Origin of the sequence: Paraglaciecola sp. MB-3u-78, from assembly GCF_002835935.1 — a bacterium.
GTDB lineage: Bacteria > Pseudomonadota > Gammaproteobacteria > Enterobacterales > Alteromonadaceae > Paraglaciecola.
Map to the genome: position 1 here is coordinate 753,469 of NZ_PJCF01000004.1, position 24,007 is coordinate 777,475.

The 24,007-nt window shown below is 40.5% G+C and carries 22 protein-coding genes and 1 pseudogene; 12 read left to right on the top strand and 11 right to left on the bottom strand.

Translation table 11 applies throughout. The annotated features are described in order from the left end of the window. Positions 1 to 156: 156 nt before the first annotated feature. Positions 157 to 2,607 (top strand): phosphoenolpyruvate synthase, encoded by a 2,451-nt coding sequence (ppsA, locus tag CXF95_RS10175; RefSeq protein WP_101198544.1) that lies wholly within the window; start codon positions 157 to 159, stop codon positions 2,605 to 2,607. Positions 2,608 to 2,687: 80 nt separating this feature from the next. Beyond that, a complete protein-coding gene (locus CXF95_RS10180; RefSeq protein ID WP_101198545.1) occupies positions 2,688 to 2,945 on the top strand; it encodes an SDR family NAD(P)-dependent oxidoreductase in 258 nt (85 codons plus the stop codon). 5 nt (positions 2,946 to 2,950) lie between these two features. Here the strand turns inward: CXF95_RS10180 and nhaA are convergent, their stop codons facing one another. Continuing rightward, complete coding sequence (gene nhaA / locus CXF95_RS10185) at positions 2,951 to 4,339, bottom strand: Na+/H+ antiporter NhaA (protein WP_101198546.1); 1,389 nt, start codon at positions 4,337 to 4,339, stop codon at positions 2,951 to 2,953. 276 nt (positions 4,340 to 4,615) lie between these two features. On the opposite strand from nhaA, the pseudogene CXF95_RS30525 reads away from it, so the two are divergent. From CXF95_RS30525 to CXF95_RS10200, 4 genes and pseudogenes are all read left to right on the top strand, one after another. After that, positions 4,616 to 4,717, top strand: a pseudogene (locus CXF95_RS30525) (PRC-barrel domain containing protein); the annotation flags it as partial. A gap of 241 nt (positions 4,718 to 4,958) precedes the next feature. Next, the gene (locus CXF95_RS10190) at positions 4,959 to 6,338 is read left to right on the top strand and encodes a lyase family protein (RefSeq protein ID WP_101198547.1); all 1,380 of its coding nucleotides are present in this window, start codon (positions 4,959 to 4,961) and stop codon (positions 6,336 to 6,338) included. Between the two features lie 218 nt (positions 6,339 to 6,556). After that, positions 6,557 to 6,760, top strand: coding sequence for a hypothetical protein (locus CXF95_RS10195; RefSeq protein ID WP_101198548.1), 204 nt, complete (start codon positions 6,557 to 6,559; stop codon positions 6,758 to 6,760). A 73-nt stretch (positions 6,761 to 6,833) separates the two neighbouring features. Next, positions 6,834 to 7,841: a sodium:calcium antiporter gene (locus tag CXF95_RS10200; RefSeq protein ID WP_101198549.1), complete on the top strand. Its 1,008-nt coding sequence runs from the start codon at positions 6,834 to 6,836 to the stop codon at positions 7,839 to 7,841. A gap of 63 nt (positions 7,842 to 7,904) precedes the next feature. Here CXF95_RS10200 and CXF95_RS10205 read toward each other — a convergent pair whose 3' ends face one another. From CXF95_RS10205 to CXF95_RS10220, 4 genes are all read right to left on the bottom strand, one after another. Then, the gene (locus CXF95_RS10205; protein ID WP_101198550.1) at positions 7,905 to 8,378 is read right to left on the bottom strand and encodes a CBS domain-containing protein; all 474 of its coding nucleotides are present in this window, start codon (positions 8,376 to 8,378) and stop codon (positions 7,905 to 7,907) included. A 124-nt stretch (positions 8,379 to 8,502) separates the two neighbouring features. Continuing rightward, the gene (locus CXF95_RS10210) at positions 8,503 to 11,118 is read right to left on the bottom strand and encodes a calcium-translocating P-type ATPase, PMCA-type (RefSeq protein WP_101198772.1); all 2,616 of its coding nucleotides are present in this window, start codon (positions 11,116 to 11,118) and stop codon (positions 8,503 to 8,505) included. Positions 11,119 to 11,122: 4 nt separating this feature from the next. Beyond that, positions 11,123 to 11,674 carry a VIT1/CCC1 transporter family protein gene (locus CXF95_RS10215; RefSeq protein ID WP_232787753.1) on the bottom strand — a complete coding sequence of 184 codons (552 nt, stop codon included), beginning with the start codon at positions 11,672 to 11,674 and terminating at the stop codon, positions 11,123 to 11,125. Positions 11,675 to 11,704: 30 nt separating this feature from the next. Next, entirely contained in the window at positions 11,705 to 11,983 is a 279-nt protein-coding gene (locus CXF95_RS10220; RefSeq protein WP_101198552.1) for a DUF211 domain-containing protein, read from the bottom strand. 159 nt (positions 11,984 to 12,142) lie between these two features. Here CXF95_RS10220 and CXF95_RS10225 point away from each other — a divergent pair, with 159 nt between their 5' ends. Next, positions 12,143 to 13,096, top strand: a complete 954-nt coding sequence (locus tag CXF95_RS10225) for an LOG family protein (protein ID WP_101198553.1) — start codon at positions 12,143 to 12,145, stop codon at positions 13,094 to 13,096. A 65-nt stretch (positions 13,097 to 13,161) separates the two neighbouring features. Here CXF95_RS10225 and CXF95_RS10230 read toward each other — a convergent pair whose 3' ends face one another. The 4 genes from CXF95_RS10230 to CXF95_RS10245 are packed head-to-tail and all read right to left on the bottom strand — an operon-like array spanning position 13,162 to position 18,209. After that, entirely contained in the window at positions 13,162 to 13,518 is a 357-nt protein-coding gene (locus CXF95_RS10230) for a rhodanese-like domain-containing protein (protein ID WP_101198554.1), read from the bottom strand. Between the two features lie 27 nt (positions 13,519 to 13,545). Next, the gene (locus tag CXF95_RS10235; protein ID WP_198556549.1) at positions 13,546 to 14,595 is read right to left on the bottom strand and encodes an efflux RND transporter periplasmic adaptor subunit; all 1,050 of its coding nucleotides are present in this window, start codon (positions 14,593 to 14,595) and stop codon (positions 13,546 to 13,548) included. Further along, positions 14,592 to 17,900: an efflux RND transporter permease subunit gene (locus tag CXF95_RS10240; protein WP_232787754.1), complete on the bottom strand. Its 3,309-nt coding sequence runs from the start codon at positions 17,898 to 17,900 to the stop codon at positions 14,592 to 14,594. The genes CXF95_RS10235 and CXF95_RS10240 overlap by 4 nt, the downstream gene beginning before the upstream one ends. 9 nt (positions 17,901 to 17,909) lie before the next feature. After that, positions 17,910 to 18,209, bottom strand: a complete 300-nt coding sequence (locus tag CXF95_RS10245; RefSeq protein ID WP_101198555.1) for a metalloregulator ArsR/SmtB family transcription factor — start codon at positions 18,207 to 18,209, stop codon at positions 17,910 to 17,912. A 97-nt stretch (positions 18,210 to 18,306) separates the two neighbouring features. On the opposite strand from CXF95_RS10245, the gene CXF95_RS10250 reads away from it, so the two are divergent. Beyond that, the gene (locus CXF95_RS10250) at positions 18,307 to 18,495 is read left to right on the top strand and encodes a DUF2892 domain-containing protein (RefSeq protein ID WP_101198556.1); all 189 of its coding nucleotides are present in this window, start codon (positions 18,307 to 18,309) and stop codon (positions 18,493 to 18,495) included. A 189-nt stretch (positions 18,496 to 18,684) separates the two neighbouring features. Here the strand turns inward: CXF95_RS10250 and CXF95_RS10255 are convergent, their stop codons facing one another. Continuing rightward, positions 18,685 to 19,110, bottom strand: coding sequence for a universal stress protein (locus CXF95_RS10255; RefSeq protein ID WP_101198557.1), 426 nt, complete (start codon positions 19,108 to 19,110; stop codon positions 18,685 to 18,687). Positions 19,111 to 19,347: 237 nt separating this feature from the next. After that, positions 19,348 to 20,112 (bottom strand): helix-turn-helix domain-containing protein, encoded by a 765-nt coding sequence (locus tag CXF95_RS10260; RefSeq protein ID WP_101198558.1) that lies wholly within the window; start codon positions 20,110 to 20,112, stop codon positions 19,348 to 19,350. 171 nt (positions 20,113 to 20,283) lie between these two features. On the opposite strand from CXF95_RS10260, the gene CXF95_RS10265 reads away from it, so the two are divergent. The 4 genes from CXF95_RS10265 to CXF95_RS10280 all read left to right on the top strand — a co-directional run bounded on the left by CXF95_RS10265 (position 20,284) and on the right by CXF95_RS10280 (position 24,007). Further along, complete coding sequence (locus CXF95_RS10265) at positions 20,284 to 21,477, top strand: nitrogen regulation protein NR(II) (protein WP_101198559.1); 1,194 nt, start codon at positions 20,284 to 20,286, stop codon at positions 21,475 to 21,477. A 1-nt stretch (position 21,478) separates the two neighbouring features. Beyond that, complete coding sequence (locus tag CXF95_RS10270) at positions 21,479 to 22,129, top strand: response regulator transcription factor (RefSeq protein WP_101198775.1); 651 nt, start codon at positions 21,479 to 21,481, stop codon at positions 22,127 to 22,129. A 127-nt stretch (positions 22,130 to 22,256) separates the two neighbouring features. Further along, positions 22,257 to 22,646, top strand: a complete 390-nt coding sequence (locus tag CXF95_RS10275; protein ID WP_232787755.1) for a response regulator transcription factor — start codon at positions 22,257 to 22,259, stop codon at positions 22,644 to 22,646. A gap of 383 nt (positions 22,647 to 23,029) precedes the next feature. Beyond that, on the top strand, positions 23,030 to 24,007 hold the full coding sequence (locus tag CXF95_RS10280; protein ID WP_101198561.1) for a DnaJ C-terminal domain-containing protein: 978 nt from the start codon (positions 23,030 to 23,032) through the stop codon (positions 24,005 to 24,007).

Below are 24,007 nucleotides of genomic sequence, written 5' to 3' on the forward strand. Positions count from 1 at the left end.
GAGCACAGTACCTAAGGGTAAAGGCTAATTAAAATAGTGCTTGAATTGTAGATGAAGTACACAAATAAATATTCAAATTTATGCCACTAGATGGTTTAACTAAACTTCAGCTTTCGCAAGCTAACAAGTCCCAATTTAGATGAAAAGGTACGTTTAATGACAGATTCAACAAGTTATATTCGCTGGTTCAAGGAACTTAATATTGACGATGTAACTTCAGTCGGTGGCAAGAATGCTTCGTTAGGTGAGATGTACCAAAACCTAACAACTGAAGGTGTGCGAGTACCCAATGGTTTTGCCGTTACCGCACAGGCTTATAACTATGTACTTGAATACAATAAGGCGTGGCCATTATTACATGCCGTGCTTGATGGACTTGACCCCGATAATATTCGGGACTTACAGGTATGTGGCAAAAAAGCCCGCGGGATTGTATTAGACTGCAAATTACCTGATGACCTAAAGGCATCGATATTGGGTGGTTATGCCCAACTTAAACAAGAATATGGAAAAGAAATTTCATTGGCTGTACGTTCCTCGGCGACGGCTGAAGATTCCCCTGAAGCTTCTTTCGCTGGACAAAATGATAGTTACCTAAATATAAGTAGTGAAGAGGCATTACTGGATGCTTATCAACGGTGCCTAGCCTCAAATTTTACCGACCGTTCTATTCACTACAAATACGATAATAACTTTGATTTTTATAACGTATTTCTCTCAGTTGTGGTGATGAAGATGGTACGCAGCGATATTGGGTCCAGTGGTGTTATGTTTTCGCTGGATACAGAAACAAACTTCAAGGATGTGGTTTTCATCAATGCTGCTATAGGTTTAGGAGAAAATATTGTTCAGGGCACGATCGAACCTGACAGTTTCTATGTTCATAAACCCACGTATAACAAGGGGTATCGAAGTGTATTAAAACGCCGCTTGGGTCAAAAAGAATTAAAAATGATTTTTACCGATAGCCTCAACACTAACAATATCTCTGTGGAATATACTGAGAATGTAGAAACCAGCAATGAGGAAAAATCACAGTTTTGTATCACCGACGACGATGTCATGGAGTTAGCCGACTTCGCCATAAAAATTGAAGATCATTATTCGCAAAAAGCTGGATTCTATAAACCTATGGATATGGAGTGGGCTAAGGACGGTATCGACGGCAAACTCTATATAGTGCAGGCTCGCCCTGAGACAGTATCCTCACAAAAAAGCGCCACGACGCTTGAAATATTCCACCTCAAAGATTGCTCCAACATTCTTGCAAAAGGTCAGGCTGTTGGCACTCGAATAGGTGCTGGAAAAGTAAGAGTGATCCAGGATGTTAATCTTCTGAGTGACTTTAAACCAGGAGAAGTACTGGTTGCCGATACCACCACTCCAGACTGGGAGCCTGTCATGAAAATTGCTGCAGCGATTGTGACTAACCGTGGTGGTCGCACCTGTCATGCCGCCATTGTGGCCCGCGAATTGGGGATCCCCGCGATTGTAGGAACCAATAACGCCACTGAAAAGCTTGGCAATAAGCAAGCAGTGACCGTTTGTTGTGCAGAAGGTGAATTGGGTTATATCTATGACGGTATTTTAAACTTCGAAATTGAGCAGACCGATCTCAGTCAACTGGCAAAACCCAAAACTCAGATTATGATGAATTTGGGCAATCCAGATAAGGCCTTCAGTCTTGCGGCTTTACCCGTGGATGGCATTGGATTGGCGCGAATGGAATTTATTATTAACGAATACATCAAAGTGCATCCAATGGCGTTTAAACACCCAGAAAAAGTGGATGATGTCACTTTAGATAAAATCCAATCGCTTTGCACCGCCTATAAAAACCCTCAGGACTTTTTTGTCAAAACTCTTTCTGAAGGTGTCGCTACCATTGCAGCCGCTGTGTATCCAAAACCCTGTGTAGTGCGTATGAGCGACTTCAAAAGTAATGAATACGCCACTTTGCTAGGGGGAAAGTTTTTCGAACCCCAAGAAGACAACCCGATGATTGGGTTTCGGGGTGCAGCTCGTTATGCTCATCCTGCTTATGCCGATGGCTTTGCGCTAGAGTGCCAAGCGATGAAGCGGGTGCGTGATGAGATGGGCATGACCAATGTGATATTGATGATCCCTTTTTGTCGTCGCGTACAAGAAGGTGAAAAGGTACTGGAATCTATGGCTAAAAATGGGCTTAAGCGTGGCGACAATAACTTGCAAGTGTATGTCATGTGCGAGATACCCAATAATGTCATTCAGATCGATGCCTTCGCAAAACTTTTTGACGGGTTATCCATAGGTTCTAACGACCTGACCCAACTCACCTTGGGTGTTGATCGAGATTCACAAATTGTTGCCTTTGATTTTGATGAGCGTGATCCTGGCGTTAAAGAGATGATCCGATTGGCAGTAGAAGGTGGTAAACGTAATGGTATACATACCGGTATTTGTGGCCAAGCTCCGTCAGACTATCCAGAAATAGCCGAATATTTGGTACAGCTTGGAATTGATTCTATGAGCCTTAATCCAGACACCGTGCTTGCTACAACTCGACGTGTACTGGAAGTAGAAAAGCGCCTGTTACACATGCCCAAATCCATAGACCAAGGTGAATAGTCAATGTTTATCTAAGCCAGAAACATGTATTCCAAAATCTTAGTTAGTTCATGCCAATAATACTACTGGAGGGTAGCAACATGGAAAGAGTCCATAAAAAAACAGCATTAATTACCGGGGCAGCATTGGGTATTGGTAAAGCCACCGCCCTGCTGTTAGCTCATGAAGGCGCTAAAGTAGCCATAACAGACATCAATGATGAAGAAGGTGAAAACCTAAGGGATGAGATTAACGCAGCTGGCGGCCTAGCTAAATTTTGGCATCTCGATACATCGGATGAATCTAAATTCGTAACCGGTACTGAATTGGTTATTGATGGTGGATATACCTGTCAGTAGAGACATTAATCTGCACGGGGTACATTAAGCGGTAATGCTTTTCTAGATACAAATATCAAAATCACCGTCCCAATAATCCCAGCTATAAGTGAACCAAGTAAAATTCCTAATTTGGCTTGTTCAATCAATGCTGGATGTCCTTCAAATGCCAATGCAGAGATAAACAGTGACATTGTAAAACCGACGCCAGCTAAAAAGCCGATGCCAACAATGTGATTAAAATGTACGCCTTCGGGAAGTCTTGCAATCCTCATTTTTAAAGCTAGCCACGCAAACATACTGATACCTATTCCTTTGCCTAAGACTAGACCAAAAAATATGGCTAGCGTGATCACCGTTTCACTAAATTCAGGGATGGCGTTAGGGAGCAGCATTCCAGCGTTTAAAAAAGCAAACAACGGCAATATAATGAGGCTAACGGGTTTATCTAAGGAGTTGCCCCAGCGTATAATCGGTGTAGTTGTTTTTTTTGCGATATCTTCGGCTTGAACCGCAAGATCATGTTGCTCACTGCTCTGAAGAATAGTGGTTTGCGGTTTGTTCGCTTCCCCAAAGTCTTCGACAAGGTGTTTCATTTTACGATGAAACCATTGTTTTTGGGCATAGGGTCGTGTGGGCACCATCAAGGCCGCCAAAATACCTGCTGTCGTTGCGTGAATGCCTGATTGAAGAACAAACCACCATAATATGACACCACCAATCAAATAAAATGAGGCCATTCTTATTCCAAGCAGATTCATCAAAAACATCGCCGCTAATGTCAAACCTGCCCATAAAAGGGAGCTGACCACAATTTGCTCAGTATAAAAAATCCCAATAACCACAACTGCTCCCATGTCATCAACTATGGCTAAACCTGTTAGAATGATGGCAGCCGCTCGTGGTGCTTTAGTGCCTAATAATGTTAAAATGGCTATAGCAAATGCAGTATCCGTTGCCATTGGCACGCCCCATCCCTGAAAAGCATCTGATCCGCCAATCCACACAATCAGCAGATAAGTTAGTGCTGGCAATAGCATCCCACCGGTGGCCATGGCAATCACTAAGGTGGCATCTTTTAAGTCACTCAGTGCACCCACTAAACACTCATATTTAATTTCCAATCCTAATATAAAGAAAAATAACACCATCAAGCCATCATTGATCCAATAATGAACTGAGTGACTCATTTCCCAGTCCCCAAGTGAAATTGCGAGCACCAGTTTATTTATCGACTCATACTGCTGTTGCCATCCTACATTGACCATAAGAATGGCCAGTATGGCAGAAATAAGTAGCACTATTCCGGCCATGGCTTGGCTATTGATAAAGGCTTCTACAGGAGAAGACAATTTAAGAAAACCTCGCTCTAATGGAGCATGCTCACGGTTTGCTTCTCTAATTTTAGATTTCATCGCCTTTCCTTCCTGGTTTTAACGGTGCACTGAATAAAGAGAATAATTAACACCCCTAGGTACTTATAAAAGTTTTGATCCAAAACAATAAACCCGCTTTAATTATTAGATAGTATACTAAATAAAATTGCTAAAATATATGAAATGAATTACACGGGTTTCTGCAAGGTTTAGTTTATTTTTACAGGCTTATTTAGAAGCTTCAGCACTAAAACCTCAACCTCTATAATTGCGTAGTGCACTATCTATATTTGAAGTTTTACAACTTTTGGAATAGTATCTCGAGAGTTTGAAAAAGAATATTTCGATTATTTTGGTTATGGCTATTATTGGACAGGTGAAGGTACATGGGGCGAATACGCTTACCCAACAGCGCTGTTTTACGGCAATATACTGCCCATTAACCATGATGACGTTAGCCAAAAAATTGCAGGACAGTGATATCAATTAAGTCATATTTCAATGGGCAGGTTGCTGATGAGAACATTATACTGTTGGTAACTGCTACAAATGTGTCAATCATTGTGTCAATTATATTAAAACGCTATTTTTTACTCTACAAAGAGACCTTTTATTGGTGGCAAAAATCATTCTATGGACTAAGGGTCGAGGATAATATATGAATACAAAAAATAACCTAAATGCGAGTAATCCAGAGCACATCAGCAAGGTGTTGTATGGCGAAGAAACAGCCAAAGCCCTTGTGAATTTTACCATTAGTGAGATGAAAATGCCCCGTGCTTTTCTCTGGGCACTTGGGGCTGTAAAGGCCGCTGCTGCTCGAGCTAATATGGAACTAGGTTTACTTGAAACAGACAAAGCTATGCCTATTATAGCTGCAGCTAAAAGTGTTGCTAACGGCTTCTATGACGATCAATTCCCAGTGGATGTATTTCAAACTGGCTCTGGCACCAGTACCAACATGAACGCCAATGAGGTGATTGCCTTCCTTGTGAATTTACAAAGTGAAGGAAAACTTTGTGTGCACCCTATAGATGATGTGAATTTGGGTCAAAGCTCTAATGACGTTATCCCCTCATGTATTCATTTAAGTGCTGCGACGCTTATCGACAACGAACTACTGCCTTCCCTATCACACCTAGTCTATACCTTAGATAATAAAGTAAAGGAACATCAGAATACTATCAAAACCGGTAGAACCCATCTGATGGATGCAATGCCGATCAGTTTGGGCCAGGAAATAAGTGCTTGGCGAGATCAGATTAAATACATACATAACCAACTCCAACACAGTTTACAAAGTTTATGTAAGCTTGCTATTGGTGGCACTGCGGTAGGCACTGGTGTCAATACACATCCAGAATTTGGGACTGTTGTGACTCGGTTGTTATCAGAAAATAGCGGCTTAGAGTTTACCCCAACTGACAATTATTTTCATGGAATAAGCGCCCAAGACACGGCTGTTAGTGTTAGTGGGAACCTCAAAACCGCCGCTGTTAGTTTGAGTAAAATTAGCAATGATATTCGTTGGCTCAGTAGTGGACCCTTAAATGGCTTAAATGAAATACACTTACCCGAGCTTCAAAAAGGTAGCAGTATCATGCCAGGGAAAGTCAACCCAGTCATCCCAGAAGCGGTACTCATGGGGTGTACCCAAGTAATTGGCAATGACACTACAATCACCTTGGCAGCTCAATCAGGCAACTTTCAATTAAACACCATGTTGCCTTTAATCGGACATACTTTAGTACAAAGTATTCAACTACTGACTACATGCAGCACCACACTTGCCGATAAAGTGATCAAAAACATGGAAGTGAACCATGCAATGCTTAAGCAGAACGTGGCACGAAATCCTATGTTAGCAACGGCATTAACAAGTATAATTGGTTATGATAAAAGCGCCGAGATTGCCAAAATAGCCTATACAGAAAATAGAGCAGTGTTAGATGTTGCCAAAGATTTGACCGATATAAATGAAGCTGAACTTATCGCAAGGTTAGATCCCAAGGCAATGATAGGTAAATCAAAAAACTAAACACTAAACACCAAAGCCACCATGGATGGTTCTACGTGGAAGAAAATATTGATGTGCACACTGCCAATAACTCACTATATGAACTTATATTTTTTACGTCATTATCTGTCTGTATGTAACTTATCCAGATAATTTGATTATAAAATTCGCAGTCTATTTTTAGTCCTAGCAGTGGCATATGCTTTAAATAACAAACAACATAACTAATGGGATCTAACATGACGGTTCAGAAACATCACGACATCGCAACTTTTGCGGCCTTAAAAACCTCCATAGCAAATGGTGAAGAGTTATCGGTAAAAGAATTGTTAGCAAATCAACCGATGCAAGAACTTGAAAAAAGCTACCTCATTGACTTAGCTAAATTAAACAACAACCCTACTATTATAAAGCTACTTGAAGATATTCCCTTAAAGGAATAGGTAAGATAAAAACTCTCAATTTGGCATCGGTTATCATAGGAAGCAACCAAATAGATTATGAAAATGGACTCAAGTGTTAGCTGAACTCGCCTATATTTTCCTTATCATGACTATTGCGACCACTGTAGTATGGAAGGCGTGTAACTTCCTTGAGGACGCATGCCACGATCTAGCCCTCTGTTACGGTCTTCCAGACTCAGTCAAAGGTTCTACAGTGATGGCAATCAGTTCGAGCTTTCCCGAATTGGTCACTATCATCCTGGCCGCAGGCATTCATGGGGACTTTGAACTAGGTTTGGCTACCATTATTGGTTCGGCAGTGTTCAATATATTGGTCATTCCGGGAACATCGGTATTCTTCCGCCCAGGTTCACTTCACGCAGGGCGCGACGTGATCTATCGAGAAGCGCAGTTTTACCTGATCAGTGTGCTGATCGTGATGGTAACACTGTCATTTGCTGTTATTTATCAACCGTCTACAGAAGAACCATTAAACGGAACATTGACACTTTCCTTGATGATCCTTCCGCTACTATTTTACGTGCTGTACATCTACATCCAATATCAAGAAGTGCGTGACCACATACCAGAGGACATAAAGCGGGAACCCAATGCACTTAAAAGCTGGGGTAAGCTGATTATATCCATGGTGCTGGTTACCATAGCGGTGGAAGTACTGATCCAAATGGTCATCGAACTTGGCGAGATGTTCCGTACTCCGAGTTATTTTTGGGGTGCAACCCTATTGGCCGCGGCAACTAGCATCCCGGATCTTTTTGTCAGCGTCAAAGCAGCCCAACGTAAGCTGAGTACTGCAAGCCTAACAAATGCCTTCGGCAGTAATATCTTCGACTTATTGGTTGTGTTACCTGCTGGAGTCATCGTTGCCGGCGCAGTAGGTTTTAACTATCCTCGGATTATTCCAATGATGATGTTCCTATTATTTGCCACTGTGACTTTTTTGGTGCTGGCACGAAGTGGTTCCGAACTGACCAATAATAACGGTAAAATTCTGCTGTTGCTGTATGTCGGATATATCATCTGGATGGGAACACAATATATCGGTATTGGAGGCACCTGATCTTCCCCCAGTTTTGTAGACACTTAGCTTGCCTGTGAATATATATTTTAATATTCATTAGCCTTAAGTTTTAAAGGCAGTGTTATTTATTTCTATCTTTTGCTTATCATTCATCAGTTCATAACTCATCAATTTCATTAGTTCACTAAACTCTTCTGACAATATAGCCAATGCATCTTCAATGCTAAATAAACCAACAAGCACACCTTTTACGTTCACAACAGGAGCACTTCTAACACCGTAATAACGTAGGTATTTAAGCGCCTTTTTCACATTATGTGTTTCAGTCACGCAGAACAATTCACAGGTTAGAATATCTTCCGCTTTTAATACAGAGGGTGCTATGTTTGCAGCGAGCACTTCGAGCACCAAATCATGATCGGAAATTATGCCTTTGGGCATAAGTTCTCCACTTATATTATCAACTACCACGACTAACCCAACCTGTTGTTCCCTCATCACTCTAGCGATATCTAGCACTGAATCTTGCTTCAAAACATATACAACATTTTTTGAACATATTTCTCCAACATTCATGTGGTTTACCATTTATGAAACATAAAATGATACTAGAATATTTTTGGGGTCCATTATTGATTTGGGTCAAATAAAAGAATTGGTTTAGATGAGACTAAACATTCAAACTGTGTTTTCTCTATCTCTACTTTTGATACAACATTCCTCGCCTTATTAAGTATTTTTCACCTTCTACCGCCCAAAAAATAATGGAAGAAACAGCAATACATATAATCAGTTCAGATAATGGTAATGGCTGTGTATGCAAAACACGGTTAAAAGCGGGAGTATAAATCACCATTAGTTGTAAAAAAACCGTGATCCCAATGGCAACTAACATGGGCTTATTACTGAATATACCTAGTATAAAAATAGACTCTTTATCACTGCGCACAACCAACGAATGAAAGAGTTGGGAAAAAACCAAAACAGTGAATACAGATGTTTGCCAATAGTCTACTTTACGTTCAATTGTCCAAGCTAACATTGCAATGGATAAGCCCCCTACCGCTAACCCTACCCATAAAATATGTTGCCACATTCCGTGTGCAAATAAACTTTCATTATAGGGCCGTGGAGGACGTTTCATAACATCCCGTTCAGCTGGTTCAGCACTAAAGGCTAATCCCGGTAAACCATCAGTGACAAGATTTATCCATAAAATATGAATAGGTAATAGAGGGATTGGAAGACCAAATAATGGTGCAAGAAAAAGTGTCCAAATTTCCCCTGAATTTGAGCTCATGGTGTCTTTAATAAATTTTCTAATATTATCGAATATTCTACGACCAGCTTTTACCGAGCGGACTATAGTTGAAAAATCATCATCCAATAACACCATGTCTGCAGCACCTCGTGCTACGTCAGTCCCTGTTTGTCCCATGGCGATACCAATATTAGCGCGCTGTAAAGCCGGTGCATCATTGACCCCATCCCCTGTCATGGCAACAAATTGGTTATTTTCCTGCAATGCTTTCACAATCTTTAATTTTTGAATCGGCGATACTCTGGAAAAAAGTTGAATTGAACTGACTTGATTGACTAATTCCTGATCAGATATGAGTTCGAGCTCTTTGCCATCTAACATTTTGGGGTCACCTTTAGCGATATGTAGACGTTGGGCGATTGCCAGTGCTGTTCCTCGATGATCCCCAGTAATAATTACAGGTGTGATGCCGGCCGAAATACAATCAGCCATTGCTTTAGGTACTTCGGCTCTAAGTGGGTCGGTTAGCGCAACCAAGCCTAAAAAAGTCAGGTTTTGCTCAATAGTGTTGGCGTTTATGTGTTCGGGAAGTGACTCGAAGTTACGTTTGGCCAACGCTAATACACGATAACCGCCATTAGCTAACTGCTCAGCCGCAGCTACAATCTGGTTTTTGTTTAGGTCTATTTGCTCAGCGCCATGTTGTGCATATAAACAACTAGATAGTACATTTTCTGTCGCACCTTTCACATAAGCCACAACACCAGATGAATTACGATGCAGTGTAGTCATGATTTTTCGTTGACTGTCAAAGGCAATAGCAGCTTGACGGGGAATATCTTGGATTAATTTGTCCTTGTCGAAACCGCTGTGTTTAGCATATTCAAATAAAGCCATCTCTGTGGGCTCACCAAAAGGGATGCCGTCTTTTTGCATCACATCATTACTAATCGCAAGGGCTTCTCCGAAAGCCTGCCCAAGCCCTTCATAATCTTTGGCTAAATGGCTAGACTGTTGTTGCCCTTCGAACACCCGCTCAACGGTCATTTTATTCTGGGTTAATGTGCCAGTCTTGTCGGTGCAGATAAAGGTAACTGAGCCCAATGTTTCAACCGCAGGTAGATTGCGCACTAAAGCATGTTGCTTAAGTAATTTACGAGCACCAAGTGCAAGGGAAATAGTGATAACTGCAGGTAACGCTTCAGGTATCGCGGCAACAGCTAAACTGACAGAGGTCAAAAACATTAACAGTAATGGTTGCCCTTGTATGAGTCCTAACACAAACAATATTGCACAGATACATAAAATAGCAGTAGCAAGGTAACGGCCAAACTTCACCAATCTTATTTGCAGAGGAGTCTTTATTTCCTCTCCTTGCTGTAATAACTTGGCAATTTGGCCAATTTCTGTGTTCAGACCTGTTGCAAAAACCACTCCTGAGGCTCGTCCGTGAGTAATCAAACTTCCCTTAAAAACGCAGTTTTTCTGATCACCAGTAAAAAGATTGTTTTCGTTTAGTTTTGTCTGCTGTTTGATTATCGATTGTGATTCTCCAGTGATTGAAGATTCGTTAACCTGTAATTCTTCTACCATAATCAAACGCATATCCGCAGGTGTGATATTACCTGTCTCTAACAATACAATGTCACCAACAACCAGTTTTTCTTCTGGCAAGGTGACGGTTTGACCGTCACGCAACACACTAGCAGTTGGGGATGCCATTTTTTGTAGTGCCTCAAGGGATCGTTGGGCCCTAAACTCTTGAATAGTGCCTACAACCGCATTAAGTAACAAAATGATAAATATCGCTGCACTATCTATTAATTCGCCAATCAGGCCCGAGATCAGAGCGGCAACTATCAATACCATAATCATAAAATCAGCAAACTGTTTAAAAAATAACTGCCCAATGGATCGCGTTTTCTTGGAAGGAATGTCGTTAGGTCCGTTTTGTTGCAAGCGCTGTTGTGCCTTTTGAGACGTCAGACCATTAGCTGAAGTTTCAAGGTCACTTAAAACTGTTTTGACTTCTAGGTTGTAGTAATTTTCGTTCAAGCTTTTACCCCACAAAGACAAAAATAAGTGCGGCGGTTAATATGCCAACTAATAATGTTCTTATTCCGCTTAGCCACCAAGACATACCTGAAACGCGACTAAGAAACACACCGAGCAAAAAGATAACTGTCATCGCGATAAAAACAGAAATAATAAGAGGAGATATTGGTAATACCACACCACTTTTATAAAGCCATAATGGCAGCAGGATAAGCAGCGAAATCAATAACGGAGCTAGACCATTAACCAGCGCAATGACAATGGGAACAATGCGCGCTGCATGGGCGTGAGAGCTTTGGCTTAAATCAGTTATCATTGCATTTTCAAGCTTGGTTAAAACGTATTTTCGTTCAGCACTTTCGCTTACATACGCACTGCTAATACCACTCACACATAAGGCAATTGATGCTCCCATACACACGTTTATAATATTATTTATGTCAGTTGGAGTGCTGAATAAAAAACCTAAAATGAGACCCAACATTGTTAATGCACCATCAAATCCATTGACGATAAAATAACGTCGTATAATGCCCTGTGAATGTGTCAACGCCACGAGACCTTTTATGTCCATGTAAGTTGTCAATTAATCTTGCTGATTAACATTTATCTGGCTACAGGCATCGACTTCATCAATGCTGTGTAATGAGGCCCCCATCTCAATTATCGCGGCTTGCACCAATTCAAAATCTATACTGGGAGCCTTCAACTCAAGTTGCACAGTTTCAGTATTTTCATCCACTTCAATAACAGCTAAATGAACGACGTATTCGTTGCCTAAGTCTGCCAAAAACATGGCGAATTCATAAGCGTTAGGATGATGAGGCTTCAGTACATCTAGGATGATCCTGCGAATAGTTGCCATTTGTTTAAGCCTTAAAGAATTAAATTAAGATAAAGTGTACGAGCATTAGAATTAACATTTATTGATACAGATCGATTATTTGCGAGTTTAAGGATGGAATTAGTCCTTATCAAACGACTATGATAAGCAGATTCTTACTTTATGTAATTCACTCCCCTGATGCCCAGAAAAAATTTCCTGTTATCTATTCCCAAGCCCCCTCACTCCATCAAACGCAAAGAAGCCTTGCCATGGCAAAAGCCCAAACCTATTAGTGAAGATCCGGCAATTGAGAATAAGCTAGACGCGATAATGACCAACCGCTCCTATGTTCCTGCAATTGAGGATATCGATTTTTTAAAAGGGCCTAATGCAAGAGGAATTAGGTTGCAGTTAGATTACCTGAAACCACAAGTGTTATTAAATAAACACGGTATTGAACACACTATTGTGGTGTTCGGTAGCACTCGGATTGTCGAACCACAAGGGGCACAAGATAGAATAGATTCATTAAAAATACAGCTTGAACAAAAGCCACAAAACAAAAGGTTAATTAAAAAATTAGCGGTTGCCAAACGTATTCAACACAATAGTCAGTATTATCTGGTCGCACGGGAATTTGCAGGCCTTGTGGGTAAGTCTGGAAACGGCCCTAATGACTCTCAGTTAGTGATCATGACAGGAGGTGGCCCAGGTATAATGGAAGCAGCCAATCGAGGCGCTGCAGAGGCACAAGCTGAAACAGTCGGTCTCAATATCACTCTGCCAAATGAGCAATTTCCTAATCCTTATGTCACACCAGAACTTTGTTTTCAATTCCACTATTTTGCCATACGTAAATTACATTTTGTACTTAGAGCTCGTGCATTGGTCGCTTTTCCTGGCGGTTATGGCACCTTAGATGAGTTGTTTGAAACATTAACTTTAATTCAAACACGCAAAATCACGCCTATGCCAGTTGTTTTAGTGGGCCAGTCGTTTTGGCAAAAAGCGGTAGATATTGACTTTCTTGTTGATGAGGGTGTGATCGATGAAGAAGATCGAGATTTGTTTTGGTATGCAGAAACCGCCGAGGATATTTGGTTAAGCATCAACAAATGGTATGCAGATAAGGGAGAAAGTTTGCAACCTTAAACTGGCATACCAATTGAACATAGCTATTTATATTTGCTATTTATATTAGCGATTGATATTAGACTTTATTCTGAATACTGGTGCATCTTAAGTATTTCGTCCATTTTACAAGTGATCACACTGACATTTGTATAACCCATTCTGGCTAATTGTTCTGCCGCTAAGGTAGCACGTAGCGAAGATGCACAATGTAAATAGATTGGACGTTCTGGATCTTTTTCTATTTCCAATATTTTCATTTCCAATACACCCCTAGGTATATTAATAGCGCCAATAGCAGGCGTTGCAAAATGTTCAGCTGACTCCCGAACATCTATCAGTAAACCTTTGTTTTGACTCATCTCTTGTGCCGCTTTTTTAGCTGTCAAAAGCTGCACATTTTGTTTCGATTGCTCTAGTAACTGGGGAAGTGTTTTTAGCATAATAATTCCTGAATGTTTAAATCTTATTTAATTAGCGCTCAATGCCAGAGTGTCACCTGAATTGAGACCTGTAACAATTTCAACCTGATCAAGCTGTGACTTTCCTAATCGCACAAAACGCCGGCTTAAATTACCCTCTTTTAACAGCCATACCATATCAAGTTGGCCGAAACTTTTCACATAATCAACGGGGACGGATAATACAGTTTTAGTGCCATCTTCTATTAACATTCTAGCAAACATACCTGGTCTTAGAACCGGGTCGAATTCAATTCCTGCTTTGACTAAAAATGATCGAGCATTGGGATCCGCAGCTGGCACGATTTCAACGATAGTTCCATTAATTTCTTTGCCCAGAGAGTCTACTTTCACTGTGATTTTACGACCAATGTGGAGCTGAATCGCCAGTGATTCGCGGACATCGGCCTCAATTTGTAGGGTTAGAGGATCATACAATGACAAAAGCAATTGTCCTGGTGATGCCATATTGCCAGGCTCAGCAGACCTCTCAACCACGACACCAGAAAATGGTGAGGTTATCTTGCTATATTCAAGGGCTGTTTGTGCGGCTTGTTTACGCTGTTTTGCTGCCACAAGTTCTGATCCATAACGGCGAAAATAAGTCACGGCATTGTCAAGTTCACTTTGAGAAACTAAACCTTTTTCCTTTAGTGTTTGCGCCCGTTCAAAACTGGTCTTTGCTTCAGTTAGCAAAGCTTGTGAAGCGTCTACCATAGCCATGGCTTGAGCTAACTGAGCCTTAAGCCCTTCACTTTCAAGGGTGACCAGTAACTGGCCTTTCACTACGTTTTCCCCTGCTCTTACATGAATCTTCTCAATCCGAGCCAAAATCTGGCTTGATAACAAGGTCGCTTCTCTTGCTTTGATGCCCGCCGGTATCGATTCTAATATTGGCTTGGTGATATATTTAACCGTGTAACTGTTTAACACTTTTTCAGCTGGGCGTGTTAGCAACTCAGGGGAGACTTGACTGGTAAATACGCCTGCCATCCAAGCCACAACGACCAATAATCCTGCAACAGTGAATAATGGGATAGCCCACTTTTTAATACTCATAACGATTGTTCCTCTAACTGTGCTTGCTGGTTATCTTCGAACACTAGGAAATACACCATAGGGACGACAAAGAGTGAAAAAAGCGTTGAAGCAATGATGCCAAAAATAATGGCTAAAGCCAGTCCGCTAAAAACGGGATCTAGGGTAATCACTAAATTACCTAACATAGTGGTACCTGCAGTAAGTAAAACCGGTCGCATACGCACCTCACCCGCGGCTAAAAGTGACTGTTTAATATTCATGCCTTTGGCTCTGGCTAAGGTGATGAATTCCACTAAAATCAGCGAATTTCTAACCACTATGCCGGCAAGCGCAATCATGCCTATCATTGCGGTGGCGGTGAATAATATTGGGTCAGGCGCTCCAGCAATTTCACGTTCGCCAAATTGATTTAAAAGCCAAAAACCTGGCATGATGCCAATGATAGTAAGTGGGATGGCCGACATAATGATTAACGCTAAGGCCGAACTCGAGGTTTGTAATTTAAGTAAAAAGAAAATTGCCACTAATGCAAACGCAAAGGCAATGCCCATATCTCTGAACACGTCTAAGGTAATCTTCCATTCTCCTTCACCCGAAAATGAATAAGACGTTCCCTCAGGTAATCTCCATGGCTCACCGCCGCCAGATTGTAAATACGTTCTGTTTTGCCAATCATTCTGTGTCACTGAATGACCCGCTTCATCAGTAATAAGGTCTGCGCTTAAATCTGCAATGACTTCTGCAGGTGTGCGACCAGCCAACTCTGCAGTCACATATATCACTGGAACCAGATCTTTATGTAAAATGGGTTGAGAAACTTTGGTTTGTTGCCATTGCCCCAACTCTGCAAGACTCACCAGTGACTGGGGTGACACTTCTAATCCAAGGCCATTATCCTGCTGTGCAATCGCACCTTGTCCCACAACCTGCAATGACAAAATATCGGTCAGTGATTGTCTATTTTTATAGGGCAATTTGACCTCTATCGGCACGGGCGTTGCGTCGTCTTCAACTTGATAAGTCCCTGCCCTTTTAGATGCAATAGCCACAGTCAAAGCATTATTAATATCAACGGTGGAAATACCCGACAGAGCCGCTTTTTGTTTATCTGCAACAAAACGCCAGATTAACTGCTCACTGTTGAGACTCGAATCAATTTCGACCACATGAGCTTCAGATTTAAGACGAGACATCAGTCCTATAGCCGCAGCTTGATGAATTTCGGGGCTAACAAAAGGTTGCCCATAGATTTCAGCAACAAAAGTACTCAGAACAGGTGGGCCTGGCGGTACTTCAATGACTTTAATTGACAGGTTGTCTTGTTGTAAGGGTGCAAGTAACTTTCTAAGACGTAACACAATCCCATGGGATTGATGTTCACGCTCGGTTTTATCCAGCAAGGTGACTCTTAACTCCGCTAAATTTGGTGCTTGTCGCAGATAGTGCTGGCGAACCATGCCATTAAAATCTATTGGTGATGGCTGACCAATATAACTAGCAATAGCTTTAGCCTCTGGTAATAATTTAACTGATTGGATCACATCTTCAACGGTTGCTGCTGTCTGCTCTAAGGAGGTGCCCTCTGGCATATCTATTAAGACCTGGATCTCATTTTTGTTATCAAATGGCAGCAGTTTAAGAGGCACACTTCTCATTAGAGGCAAGACACAAGCAACAATGAATAAAACTAACACTATCCATAAGCCTAACTTGCTTCTACTTTTTTTAGCTATCAGTGGATTTAACATGCGAGAGTAAATGCCATTGGTTTTATCTGCTACTGCCGTTCTCGAAGGTTTTAATAGTTTAGACGCTAACCAAGGTGTGATAGCAAAGGCCACAAAGGTGGAAATCACCACACTAATAGGCACATTAAATGCCATGGGTGCCATGTAAGGCCCCATCATCCCGGTAATAAAAGCTAAAGGTACAAAGGCCAATATGATGGTAACCGTTGACATAATTAACGCCGGGCGTATTTCTGACATGGCATCAATGATATTGTTTTTTTTGGAGGCGTTTTTATTACCCATAAAACGGGTGATATTATCAATGCCGGTTATCGGGTCATCCACTAATAATCCCAATGAAAGAATTAGCGCAAACAGTGTGACCCTATTAATGGTGTAACCAAATGCTAAGTCCAACATTAAGGTCAGTCCATAACAAATAGGCACCGCCAAGGCCACGACTATGGCTTGGCGCCAGCCTAAAAATACGCCAATAAACACCACTACAGTAAACACCGCAAAAGCCAAACTTGAGGTCAGATTATTGACTTTTTCATTCGCCGTTTGGCCATAATTTCTTAGGTATTCATAATGCACTTCAGCAGGTAATAATTGTGTTTGTAACTCTGCCATTTTAGCCAGTACATCATTCGCCACAGTGACAGCATTACTGCCCTTTTGTTTGGCTACACTGATAGTTACCATAGGATATTTGTCTTGTAGTGTAGTATTCGCCCCATTTGCAAATTCTAACCACTGGTAACTTTTAGGCTCGGTAGGTCCATCACGAATTTCGGCAATGTCTTTTAGCAATACCATTTTTCCATTGATGACGTTCACCACAATGTTATTTAACGACTGCAAATCACGGATGACATCTCCAGACTCAATCACAAGGGTATTTTGTCCCAGTGATAATTCGCCATGTCTGGAAAGCTGATTCGATTGCGCCAGAGCGTCCACCACATTCATGACACTGGTTTGACGGGCAGCCAGTGCCTGTAAATCAAGCAATACTTGTATCGATCTTGAGCGGCCACCTACTATGTTGACCTCACTGGTATTAGGTAGACTTTGAATAACAGTCGACACTTCTTGTGCCATTCGGTGTAGTTCATAATCAGAATAGAGATCCGGTGAGGTGCTATAAAGCCCAACCATCAGTATTGCAACATCGTCTACTTCAATGGGTTTAACAATCCAATTAGCCGCAACTTCGGGGATTTTGTCTTGATTAGAAAAAAGTTTATTATAGGTGTTGACTAACGCCCTTTCTCTGTCTTCGCCAACATTAAATCGTAAGGTGACATTCAACGCCCCATCGTGTGATGCAGAGTAAATGTGTTCAATGCCGGGGACTTGTTTGAGTAGTTTTTCTAATGGTACGGTGACTTGTCGTTCAACCTGACGAGCAGATAGATTAGGCACATCCACCCATACATCAATCATTGGCACCACTATTTGTGGCTCTTCCTCACGTGGTGTATACGTAAGCGCAATGGCGCCTAAAAATATGGAAACTATAAATACAAATTGAGGAAACCCTCCTTTCAAGGAAAAGGCAACAAGTCTGTCTATTGGGTGTTTTTTCATATCATTCAACTATTCGGTAGCACAGAAAAATTCATACATTTTCTCGATTATTTGTTTCACTCTGACATCTGTAACCGAGTAAAAAATGGTTTGCGCCTGACGTCGTGTTGATACCATTCCTGCTTTTCTCAGTGCTGCCAAATGCTGTGACAGTGCTGATTGCGTAAGAGGTACTGATTGATTTAACTCGTTTACCGAACATTCTTTGTCAACTAGGCTGCATAAAATCATTAGCCTGTTTTTATTCGCTATCATTTTTAAAAATGATTCTGCCTCAGAAGCATTGGCTTTAATTTGATCTAGATCCAAGTTTGTTGACTCCGATTTGATTTACACTTGCATTATTATAATCATTATATTAGCTTTGTCTAATATAAGAATCTGCTAATGTTAAATGAGGTGTAAAATGAATATTAATCAAGGCTTGAGATTGGTCGCTGGGATCATGATTTTAGTGTCGTTGGCATTGACATACTTTGTGCATGCTAACTGGGTATATTTTACAATGTTTATTGCGGCAAATCTTATTCAGTCAGCGTTTACAAACTGGTGTCCTATGATGACAATTATGAAAAAGTTGGGTGTGCAGGATTAGTCTCTTTTGGGGAAAAAATATGGGGTCACCTCTTAGCTGTAATCCCCTATTTTATTGCTCTGACTTAGGTTTAGACCTGAGTGACATACGCAGCAAAGTATTATCCTAGTGTATGTGTAGCGCAAAATGCAAAGCCTCGCTAACAATTTTTGCCACTTAGGTATTGGAGGTTAGATCTCAGGTGTTAATTTAAATAAGCCTGACAGCCAATACATCCTGCTTTGCACCATGTAACACCGAATTGGCTGTTGAACCCAACAATAGTTTAATCCCACTACGACCATGTGTTCCGATTACAATAAGATCTGCATTTATCTCATTTGCTAATGTGTGAATTTCCTCAGCTGCATTACCAATGGGTAAGTAAAGTTGTTTATTTGGGATGTTATTGGTTTGTCCAATTTCATCTAGGCGAGTTTTTGCTTGTTTATGTATATCGGCAACGTAGTCACCTCCTACGGCACTAATATAGGGTTGAAAATAAGTGGTAGGCAAAGTCACAAAGACGATACTCAGATGACTTGCGTTTTTGGCAACCAATAAAGCTCTTTTGAGTACTTGATCATATTCAGAATAAATATCAATAGCCACTAAAATACGTTGATACGTTTTCATGTTTCTTCTCCAAATAGGTGATGTATGATGACGTTTAATTCCTTTAAAAATTACATACAAAATTGAGTTAGGTTACTTGAGTCATTGCGTTACGCGTAAATAATTGCCTAATTTAAATAACCTTATAAGGTTATTTAAACAAAAAATACATGTTGTATATTGACTGATATCAATCTTATTGGTCATTTTCCATCTTAAGGAAATACTGAATAATCAAATGGTGTTTTCAGTATTAAATCAATTCATTGCGTACTTTGCTTGTATGGGATTTGAAAGACTAGTATTGGGTTTAGTACAGATATCTATTGCAACACTTCTGTTTAACGCAGCAAAGTCCAAAATAGACAGATATCGAAGCTGAACTTCAATAATGTTTCTTTGTTGAAAGCTAGCAAATATGCGACTCACTGTTTCTATTGCCATACCTAAATAATTGGCGATATCAGTTCTTGTCATGCTTAACATAAATTCACTGCCTGACAGGCCTCTTTCAGAAAAACACACAGATAAATCAAGCAAAAACATGGCTAGTTTTTGTTCGCTTGAATAGGTGCCCAAACACATCATCATCGCGCTGTTGCAAGCTAAGGTGTGACTCATCGCTTGCAATAAACCATCACGAAAAACACTGCTTGTTGTTATCAAACTATGTATCTCTGATTCTTTTATTAAACACACACTGCTAGTTTCAAGAAAACGCACGGTTTGCTTATGCTTATGTCCATGAAAACCATCAATACCTACCATATCCCCAGGATAATAAAACTTAGTGATATGTTCTTCACCATCTCTGGAGGTATTAAATGATTTAGCCGAACCTGAACGCAACACATAGATACCTTCGAAATGGTCCCCTACTGAGAAAAGACTATCTCTACGATGAAAAACACGATGTGAATTACGTTTTTGTGCGTTATTAGAAGGGTTAGTATTTACTATACAAATGTCTATTTGTGATGCGGCGTTGTAATAGTCATTTTGTGCTTGGTATGAAGTCTTCATCTCGGTATTACCTCTAAAATTAAGGAATATCAACTGACATAAAGCTTAATTGTCTAGCTGCCACTTTTACTCTTGGGTTAAATCATATACCGTTAATAACAACTCACAATATCCGGAATAACTCGTAAATTACTTCGGAAACTACTTATATATTATATAGGATACTTGTTAATGCCTGAACCTGATAAGTCAATCTTGAACGAAATATTGGCTAATAAGGCCAGTAGTCAAGGGACGATTAAAGATGCTAACCAAAGGTTGATTGCGTTACTTGACGCCGCAGTTGACGCTTTAGTTATTATTGATGGAAAAGGAAATGTTGAGCTTTTTAATAGTGCTGCTCAGAAGATGTTTGGGTATACCAAGCAAGAAGTTTTTGGTAAAAATATAAAAATGTTAATGCCAGCTCCATTTAGTATTGAGCATGATAAATATTTATCATCTTATTTGGCCTCTGGTGAAGCAAAAATAATTGGTAGAGGCAGGAAAGTGAAAGGTAAAAAATCTAATGGCGAAGAATTTCCTATATTTTTGAGTGTTGGAGAAGTAAAAGATACAAGCCATATTCAGTTTGTCGGTATTATTCGAGATATCTCTGAACAAGAACGTGACAGAATTGAGGCTCGTCAAAGTAGAGAGCGTTTATCCCATGCTTCCAGGTTAAGTTCTATGGGAGAGTTAGCAGCAGGCATTGCCCATGAAATGAACCAACCTCTTTCAGCCATATCGAGTTATGCCCAAGCGTCCAAACGACTTTTGAAATCTGCCACCCAAGATAACCAAATAAAGGTGGTCGCTGCGTTAGATAAAATTTGTGACCAAGCCATTCGTGCCAGCGAGGTAATCAATCGACTTAGAACCTTTGTCAAAAAACGTGTAGCACAGAGAGAAACGGTTGATCTTAATGGGCTGATACTTGAAACGGTCAATTTAGCAAAGGTAGACACTCGTATCCTGGACCACGAGGTAATACTAGAATTATGCCACGATAATAAGCCGAAACTGTTAGCTGACCCAGTGCAAATACAGCAGGTATTACTTAACTTAATCCGCAACGGTATTGATGCTATGGAACATATAAAAGGCGCACCACTGCGTATCCAAAGCCAATGGTTATCGCAATCAATGATAGAGGTGTCTGTCATTGATTGCGGTCTCGGAATTGATAAGAACACCAGCAGTGGCATGTTCACCCCGTTTTTCACCACCAAAGAGACCGGCATGGGGATGGGATTAACAGTGAGTCAAACTATCATTCATGCCCATGGAGGAAGAATATACTTTGACCCTGGGCAGACTTCAGGGTGTATCTTTTCTTTTTGTTTGCCAGCCACTTTGATCCTCCAAGAAGGTAATGAGAAATAATATGCAAAATAATAAAACTGAACATATGTCTTCATCACCTATGGTACATGTGGTAGACGATGATGAAGCGGTGTTGGATTCCGTTGGCATGTTACTCGACAGTATTGGACTGATAAACACTTGTTATAAAGATGCCCAAGAATTTTTAGACGCATATAGTGAAACAGAGTTCGATAAACACAATGGGTGTATTTTACTGGATATCCGAATGCCGTTTATTAGTGGCATAGAGTGTCAACATAGGCTTGAACAAATGGGCTGTCGTATGCCGATTATTTTTGTAACCGAGCATGGGGATGTGCCTACAGCGGTAGAAGCAATGAAAAATGGCGCTGCTGAGTTTATTCAAAAACCTTTTAGGGAGCAGCTACTAATAGATGCGATTCAAAAAGCACTGCAAACAAATATGAAAAATCAAAAACGTCTAGAAATAGTGAATCAGACTCAAGGCAAACTAGCATCCCTTACCAACCGAGAGAATCAAATCCTGAATGCCATAGTAACAGGCAAAGCCAATAAGGTGATTGCTATTGAACTACACCTTAGTCAAAGAACAATAGAAATCCATCGTGCTCATGTTATGGATAAAATGGGGGTTAATTCTCTTGCCGAACTAGTTAAAGTGGTGATTGATGCCTCCCCTACTGACTAATTAGAGCCTAATCTAGGTATAAATGCTTATTGCTGTATGCCACATTGGCATTGATAATAACCACTATAAATAATGCGTTTCGAAAATATATCTATCAGTGGTAATTAGTTTATTTATGGTGTCCAAAATGAAAGCTCTTGAAAAACCAATTGTGTACATAGTTGATAGTGATCATCAATTACTGTGTTCACTTTCGAAATTATTAGAGCAACAAGATGTGATAGTAGAGGTGTTTACTTCTGCAGAAGATTTTTTTAATACAAAATTAAGAAGTAGAGCTGCTTGCCTAATCGTTGAAGTCAATTTACCCAATATGGACGGCATCGAGTTACTCGAACAGATTAATAACTTAGGCGTTAGATTACCCACAATAGTTTTATCATCAGGCAGCGATGTTTCTAAGGCTGTTCGCGCAATGCAAGCTGAGGCCATTGATTTCATTGAAAAGCCGTTTATAGAAAACACGCTGATTAAAAAAGTTATGGGTGTAATAAATCAGACTCAAATAATTTTTTAAATAACCTGAACTCGGATTAAGACGTGCCGCGTCCCTAGAAGTGATTTCAATAAAAACAATATGTTAGATGGTGGCAATTGGTTTGCAAAGACATTGAACGCATCCAGTGCTGCTAATATTGCGTTTATCGAGGCGAGCTTGTGAGGGAATAGCCCACTATTCCCACTATTGTGAGCAAGTTCAACGAAGATAGGCGCGATAATAGTGGTACTGGCAAGACCTTTTAACGTCGTCTGTGTTTTTGTAAACGTTGTGATTGACGAATCCGTGCTCAAACACTGCAATCTTTTCACCATAATGTTCAGATTAAAAGTGGCTAACGGGTTTCTCTTTATAGCTCCCACCACATACTGATAGTCTGTATTTAAACGAAGGAACAAAGAATGGAATTTAAAGATTATTATAAAATTTTGGACGTGAAAGAAAATGCTGACCTAAAAGAAATCAAAAAAGCATACCGAAAACTCGCCCTGAAGTTTCATCCCGATATGAATCCTGACGCGGGTGCAGAAGAAAAATTCAAACAGGTAGCAGAAGCCTATGAAGTGTTAAAAGATGACAATAAACGAGCTGAATACGATGAAATGAAACGTTATGGTTCAAGTTCAGAGCAAGGCTTTAAAGCACCTCCGGGTTGGCAAAATTCAGCAGAAAATAGAGGAAGTAGCGCTGGTTCTTCAGCTGATTTCTCTGACTTTTTTAATTCAGTTTTTGGTGGTGGGCAAGATAGTTTTAGACAGGCAGGGCAACAACAGCCTAATCAATACAAAGGTCAAGATCTTGAAATGGAAGTACCCATTTTTTTGGAAGAATCAGTGTCTGGACTCACAAAGAACGTAGTGTTTTTGGTGCCAGTTTTTGATGGTAGGCAAACAAAACAGGTTAAAAAATCACTAAAAGTAAAAATACCTGCGGGTATTGCAGATGGCGAACGGATTAGAGTGAAAGGCCAAGGGGCCGCCGGCCATGGAGCCCCCGGCCATGGAGATGACAGCACAAAAAACCAGTTAAACGGAGATCTATTTCTACATATTCGTTTAGTGCCTCACCCATTATTTGACGTGCAAGGTATAAATCTACTGTTAACCGTTCCTCTTACTCCATGGGAAGCCGCACTTGGAACAAAACTTGAGGTGCCTACACTTAATGGAAAGATAAACCTAAACATTCCTGCTAACAGTCGTACAGGTAAAAAATTACGGATAAAAGGCAAAGGACTTAAAAACAAAGCGGCACAAGGGGATTTGTTGGTTATTATTAAAATCGATATACCCCCAACAACCAGCGACGAAACCAAAAGGTTATGGGAACAATTAGCTGAAATTGAGCAATATAATCCACGCCAAGATTGGAGCAATTAA